This window comes from Halanaerobium sp. (assembly GCF_003070835.1).
The window spans coordinates 1-6,749 of sequence record NZ_QBLR01000186.1 but is presented as its reverse complement, the minus strand read 5'-3'; the positions used below and the strand labels follow the sequence as shown (position 1 = coordinate 6,749).

6 protein-coding genes are annotated in these 6,749 nt (G+C 29.6%); all 6 read right to left on the bottom strand.

The window, feature by feature from the left end:
• Positions 1–14: 14 nt before the first annotated feature.
• The 6 genes from CI949_RS14825 to CI949_RS14800 all read right to left on the bottom strand — a co-directional run bounded on the left by CI949_RS14825 (position 15) and on the right by CI949_RS14800 (position 6,280).
• Positions 15–3,671: a DUF6079 family protein gene (locus CI949_RS14825; protein WP_290767680.1), complete on the bottom strand. Its 3,657-nt coding sequence runs from the start codon at positions 3,669–3,671 to the stop codon at positions 15–17.
• 3 nt (positions 3,672–3,674) lie between these two features.
• A complete protein-coding gene (gene brxF / locus CI949_RS14820; RefSeq protein WP_133505388.1) occupies positions 3,675–4,142 on the bottom strand; it encodes a BREX-3 system P-loop-containing protein BrxF in 468 nt (155 codons plus the stop codon).
• Positions 4,143–4,170: 28 nt separating this feature from the next.
• The gene (locus tag CI949_RS14815; protein WP_133505389.1) at positions 4,171–4,365 is read right to left on the bottom strand and encodes a hypothetical protein; all 195 of its coding nucleotides are present in this window, start codon (positions 4,363–4,365) and stop codon (positions 4,171–4,173) included.
• Between the two features lie 81 nt (positions 4,366–4,446).
• Entirely contained in the window at positions 4,447–4,755 is a 309-nt protein-coding gene (locus CI949_RS14810; protein ID WP_133505390.1) for a hypothetical protein, read from the bottom strand.
• Positions 4,756–5,186: 431 nt separating this feature from the next.
• Positions 5,187–5,465, bottom strand: a complete 279-nt coding sequence (locus tag CI949_RS14805; RefSeq protein ID WP_133505391.1) for a hypothetical protein — start codon at positions 5,463–5,465, stop codon at positions 5,187–5,189.
• A gap of 32 nt (positions 5,466–5,497) precedes the next feature.
• On the bottom strand, positions 5,498–6,280 hold the full coding sequence (locus CI949_RS14800) for a ParA family protein (protein ID WP_166635189.1): 783 nt from the start codon (positions 6,278–6,280) through the stop codon (positions 5,498–5,500).
• Between the last annotated feature and the right edge of the window lie 469 nt (positions 6,281–6,749).

The window sequence follows — 6,749 nt, the reverse complement described above, 5'->3', positions numbered from 1 at the left end:
TCTTTATTCAAAATTTATTCCTCCTCATCAATTTCTTTAAACTTAATTCTAATATTATCTCTATCTCCATGTTCTAAAATCCAGGCTTTTATTTCAGATAGCTTTTTATCAAACATATCATAATCTAAAACGCCTTGATCTTTAAATATAATCTCCATTAATTGTTTAGGAGTTACCTCTACTTCTTTTAATTCTGAAAAGAGAGTATTTAAAACTGTAATTACCTCATTTGTTATAGTTTGAGGTAATTCCTTATTTTCTAATATTTCACCAACAATATTTTGCTCCGAACTAGTCAGTTTTGAAATGTTATCCTCATAATTTTTTATTTCAGAAATGATTTGACCTTCCCACTCTTCTTCAATCTCTATTACTTGATTAAATAAATCATCTAATGTTTCATTTAAATCATTAAAATCACTATCTATATTTTCTGGGAAATCACAATGCGGACATTTGTTTTTTTCTTCTAGATATTCTTCTTTCAACTTTGTACATTTAACTCTTTCTAAGTTATTAATTTTTACCTTTAAGTTATTATACTTTCTAGTATTTATACCTGTAATATTTTTAAGCTTTTCTAAACGCTCTAATTCTTTTTTATTATTTATTTCTTCTAATTTGGTCCATTCAATATTTTCCCCAACTTTATTCCGATGTTGACGATAATATATAGCTTTATACTTATCTTTAAATTGATTTAATTTTCCTTTTAACAATCTTCTCTGATCATATTCTAATAATAACATTAAATCCTCTTCGTTTGTTCCTAGCAATTCCTCACAATTAGCAGCTATATCTTTTAATTTATTGATAGATTCATCCTCAAAAAAATCAGCATTTTCTTTAATCAGCTTTAAAGCTTTTTCCATATATAGATATTCATCATATATAAACTCTTCAAAGTCATTTAAGTAACCCAATAAATGCTCTAAAAGTTTAAGTCCTTGTTCAAGATCTTTTAATTCATCTTTATCTAAACTAATCTTTTTAAAATCAGTAATAGTATTGACCTTTGAAAATAAATCAATCGGAATATTTTTTAATCCTTCTCTTTTTTTAATTAATTTATTTATATCAAAAAAATCATTTGGTTTCATTTTTAATTTATCAAGCTTTTTATCAACTTCTTCAATCTTTTCTTCAATCTCAATAGTTTTTTCTTTAAATTCCCTTAAAGCATCATTTCTTTTTTTCTCATGTCTTACTAAACCAGGATTAATATTTAAAACTTTAAATAAATCAATAATAGCATCTACAGGAAAATCAGTTTCTAAACTTACATAAGATATCTCTTCAAATTTATCTAAACCTGAACTGAAAAATTGCTTTAAATCAGATGCCGTTAAAGTTCTTACAGAACCTCTATTATTGTGTTTTAAATTAGCCTCTCCATTATAGGTTATTACAAGCAGAATCAAATATACTAATTCTTTTTGTAAACCAAATGGTGGTTCTGCCAAAATTTCAACTAATCCATTTACACTAATATTTTTACCTTTATTATCTTTAAGCTTATCTAAGATTATATTAGCATACTTAGAATTTCTGGTATCTAGATAATTATTATCATCCAATAAGTTAAGAGAAGATAATAAATTTTGAGAATTACTTACTGAAATCTCTTCTCTACCATTTAAGATACTACCTATTGTTCTTTCTACTTCTCCCTGAATATTTTCTGGAGATAATCGGTTTATCAAATCAGGATACTCAGGATATTTATTACTAAATACATGTCCAAATACAGCTGGTTTAACTGCTTCATAATAAGCACTTAAAGTGTCTGGCTCTTGTGCTAATAATTTTTTGGTACTATCATAATCCCCGCCATTTTTGATATTAGTTAACAGCAATAACTTAAGTAGTTTTTCTTTTGCCTCTTCTAAAAAATTTCTCTTCTTTTTATCCATTATACTTTTAGGATAATTACTGCCACTTTTGAGAGAATTTACTGCAGCTATCTTACTAAGTGAATTATCTAATTCCTCATTATATTCTAGATTTAAAATTGCAGTATCGTAATCACTTTTTATTGTTTCTGATTTTTGGTATGGAGAAACTATAACAAAATTAAAGTCTCCGTCACCCTTATCTAAAACAACTGAATTATCATCATAAATAAAAGTGCCTTCTCTAAATGATTTCTTTTCTTTCCAATAACTATCATCATCAAAGACTCTGTCATGATTTGAATCTGAATCTAAATAGAAATTATCTTTTAGAATGTTTAATAGCACACCATCTTCAGCACCATCATAAAGGTTTTCTGCTTTTCTTTGAATAACTACATCATAGTCAATATCATGGTCTAAATCCAAATAATAATAATCATTTTTAGTCTTATTAATAAATTGTCCATCGGTAACTTCTCTTAAATTCTTTAAAATCATTCTAATTCTATCTACATTTGTAATATTATCAGAAATTATCATTAAGTCATTAGCTAACTCAGCTGGATTAGCACCATTATTTGTTGTCTTACCATAAATTTTTAATACAGCTAAAGCATTGATTATTTTTTTTGCATCTTCTTGGTGATTTGGTCTTAATAAATCAACTTTACTATTTAAAGTTTCTACAGCATTAACTACAGGGGCTATTTCATCGAGTTGTCTAATGTTATGATCTTTAGCCATCTTATTATAAATTTTATCAAAAGTTACAAAGGCTGGAAATTCTTCATCCAAAATATTTTTCACTTCTTTAACAGTGAAATCTAAAATACCTCGATTCTCAAAATAAGGTAAATAATTAAAAACATCTATAATATAGGGATGAACTGGATATAATTCAACAAATTCATTTAAATTATTTTGGACTTGGGGAATTTGTTGACCATATTCATCGAGCAAGTCTTTTAATTGATCCCTTTGACTAATATCTTTTTTTAAGGCTCTTTGTGATAATACTTTTTTAATATCATCTTTAGAGATAGTAATAATTTCATAACGTTGAATAGTTCTGCCGATGCTTTCAGCCTCTTCAATAAATTCATCACTTTCAAATACATTTTCCTGCATCGAACCTAAGAACATAAAATCCATTTGGTTACTTGCTTGTGCTAAAACTCTCATAAATTGAGTGTCTGCAAATTTCATCTCTTTACTAGGTTTTGACTTTAAGAAGTCAGAAATTTCATCAATAATTACTACTAATCCCATTTTAGGGTTTTCAGATTTAATAATATCCAATATTTCTTTAACTTTTTCTTTATGATCATAAATATCGCCAGCATCAATCTCTGGTATTTCAATACCATAATTTTGCTTTAGTTTAACTGTTAGTCTATCGTAGAAAAATTCACTTAGAGTATGTTGACTTGGTTGAAGTTCAAAATGCACAACTGCAAATTCTCTATCTAAACTCTCTTTAAATATTTCTTTAGTTTCTTCATCTTGTAAACTATCAGCTAATCTATGATTATCAATTACTGCTGCTAAAATAGCCAGAAAGTGAGATTTACCTGAACCATAGTTACCAATAATTTGATAAGACTTATGTTTAGGTTTTTTTAGGTCTTCTGCTATTCTTTGAATATGTCCTTTTAAATCATCTGTTATTACATATTTTTCAATTGTATCTTTTGCTTTATCCTCAGTTTCAATATATGTATCAATATCAATTACTTTATCCAATTCTTCTAAATGTAATAAATCTTTAACTTTCATTAATTAATTCACCTCAACTTCAGTTATTCTTTCAGAGACAATTCTAGATATATCAATATCTTTATGATCCTGCTTATCCGGGGTAGAATATATTACTTTATCATCTCTCATTTTGCCTTCAATAAATATCACTGCTTCCTTGTCGCCTCGCATAGCATATCTAAACGTTTCTACAGGATCAATTAAGCTTAATTCTGGAGAATATATTATACTTGTATTAGTAAGTACTATTTTATTTTCTTGATCACTAAGCCATTCCTTTATTTTATCACCAATTTTTAAACCGATTTTGTTTTCAGGTATATCTTCTATTAAATCTAAAATGACTTCTTCAATATCATAAACATTCCAGCCATTATTTTTTAAATAATCAATTATATTATTTTTATGATTTTCTTCACTGCCTACTAATGTCAAAAGTTTATAATGACTGCCTCTATTACTTTTAATTAAATCATCTATATGTGTCACCTAACCACCCCTTTACTTTTTTCATTGATTATTCTTTGCCTTCATTAAGTTCAATACTATTTTTAGCATCCTTAATATTTATGATAATTTCTTCAAGATCATCTTCAAAAAAATAATTATTGCTTAACCAATTATAAAAATCATCATCTTTCAATCCTTCTTCATCAATTTTTAATAAAATTTCATATAATTCATTAATTAAGCTTTTCTGATAATCATTCACTAATACCACCTCTTTTATTGATATCATGTCATCTATTTATAATAATAACATATACGAGTGCCACATGTATGTCATTCTACTTTAATTTCTAGCAAAAACTTCTACCGCAACTGACTCAGGCACCCACATATAATCAATACCTTCATCATTGATTGGGAACTCAAAATAGTACCAGTTGCCCTCTAAATCAGTTTTGTATTGATCACTACCTTCTAGCCCTTCCAACCATTGTTCTTCTGCTATAACTATCTCATCTTCATCATTAACAGGATCTTCCGGGAAGCATTCTCTTATAATTTTTAATTTATATTCTCCCTCTGGAAAATTGAATCCACTTTCCAGATAATTTTTAGCTTTATAATAATTACCCACTCTATAATTTAAACTCATAAATAACACCGTCCTTAGATCTTTTATTTTTAGTCTACCAATAATATAATTCTTGAAATATCTACTAAACCCTTTTTATTACAAAGTTATATTTTAAATTACGAACACTAAAAATCAAACATAGTTACCACTGTAGGTGCTGAACATAGCCTAATCAGTAGTTTTGATCATAAATTATTTATAACCAGTAATTTTTTAATTTTACATAAAGAAAATACCCCAACCAGAGAGTATCCTTTCATTTTAATGATATATATTCGATTTTAGAGTAGAGGTATTTAGAATTAAGATTTTTTGCTTTCAGAGTCGCAGCACTTACGAAATCCTGGAGGATCTCTAGCTTACATTGCTTCTTTAGCTGTGATTCTAGGACTACTTTTTCTGAGGGGAAAAAACCCATGCCCATTTTACTTGAGCATAGGTCATTAATCTTAGTCCAAATGTTTTGCAATGTAATGTTTTATGGCTAGATTGAAAAGCTGAGTGTAGCTTTCTATCAAATTTTTATCCTTCAAGAGCTCCATCTTCTCCCGGACCGATTTCTCAAGGTAGGTAGTTACTCTCACGTGTTTTTCCTCAAAACTTTTTTTGTTCCTTCGCTTTTTCAGTTTTTCCTTCAGATCTACCTCTTCTTCATTTTCTTCATCATTATCCTTTGCTTTAGATTTCTTTTTCAACTTTGGTTTATTTACCTGTACTTTTTTCGGCATCAAAAACCCCCCCTTAGAATTTTAGTCTTCAGCTACTGCAACCGCTGGATCATTTCTTCTATTACTCTTTCAAACTGGCTCAATGTTCTTGCTCTCCATGGTAGTTCTCTCATTGTTTCTTGATTGAATTGAGCATTAGGTATCGCTGTATCTACTCCAATGTATTCCTCAAAGAAGAGATCCGGGTAGGTTCTTTCGTACTCTGCAAGCATTTTCTCAGTCAGCTTTCTTCTCAGATCCACTTTGTTAGCCACTATTCCCAGAACTTCTAGCTTTGTTTTTGTCTCCAGCTGCAGCTCTTTTATCTCCAGCAGGAAACTCATCAAGTTCTTTAGCGAAAGCTGCTGTGCCTCTGCAATTATTAGAAGTTCATCGCTTACAATATAGCCAGCCCTCGAAAGCTCAGTCAAACTCGGTGGATGGTCCAGCAGAACAAAATCATAGGTCTCCTTCAGCTTCTCTACTATTTCTGCCAGAGTGTTGCTGACACCAGTCTTTATTTCATCTACTCTAGCTGATCCGGGTATGATATTCTTTCCTTTACCGGGCAGTTCAACTACTACTTCTTCCAATGCTTTCTGTCCTGTCAGCAGATCGAAAAGATTACTATCCTCATTCTGACTCATGTTGATGTCAGTCAGGTCAGTCTGTGAATCAAGGCCCAGCATTACTATTGAATATCCTGCATTGGCTAGTTCCTCTGCAATGACTGTGGTCAGAGTTGTTTTTCCAACTCCACCTTTTCTGTTAGAAATACTTATTACTTTTGGACCGAGCTTACTTTCAGCTTTAGTTGTTATTATTTTTTTAGGCACTATTTTTCCTCCTCTCCCTACGTAGACCGTCTACGTATACTGTTTACGTCTACGTTTACTTATTATTTTGTTAGGAGAGAAGCAAAAGTCCTCACTCACTTCTATTTTCACCAGTTGACAATCCAACATCTACCTTATCCATGTAATAACAGAAATGATACATTCATATATTACTAAAATACTTTTCAGAATACAAAAAAAAGTCCACCTTTTTAAGATGGACTCAATAAATATTGCTGAATTTTTACTATTTTCTAGATTTATAATAAGCAGGATTATTAGGATTATTGACTACTCCTTCATTATCTAAACCCTTTTTATAGGCAGGATTATTAGGGTTTTTACGATTAGCTCTTTGATCATTAGCAGATTTGCATATGCTAAACTAAAAGTGTACCAAAAATAATGTTCTGCTAATCGAAAAGTGTACCATCTCAACACCATCTCCTGTATAATTGATTTATCCAAT

Excerpts from the sequence above, each read along its gene's own strand:
- CI949_RS14825 (WP_290767680.1), bottom strand. The coding sequence starts at position 3,671 with ATGAAAGTTAAAGATTTATTACATTTAGAAGAATTGGATAAAGTAATT.
- CI949_RS14810 (WP_133505390.1), bottom strand. The coding sequence starts at position 4,755 with ATGAGTTTAAATTATAGAGTGGGTAATTATTATAAAGCTAAAAATTAT.
- CI949_RS14805 (WP_133505391.1), bottom strand. The coding sequence starts at position 5,465 with ATGCCGAAAAAAGTACAGGTAAATAAACCAAAGTTGAAAAAGAAATCT.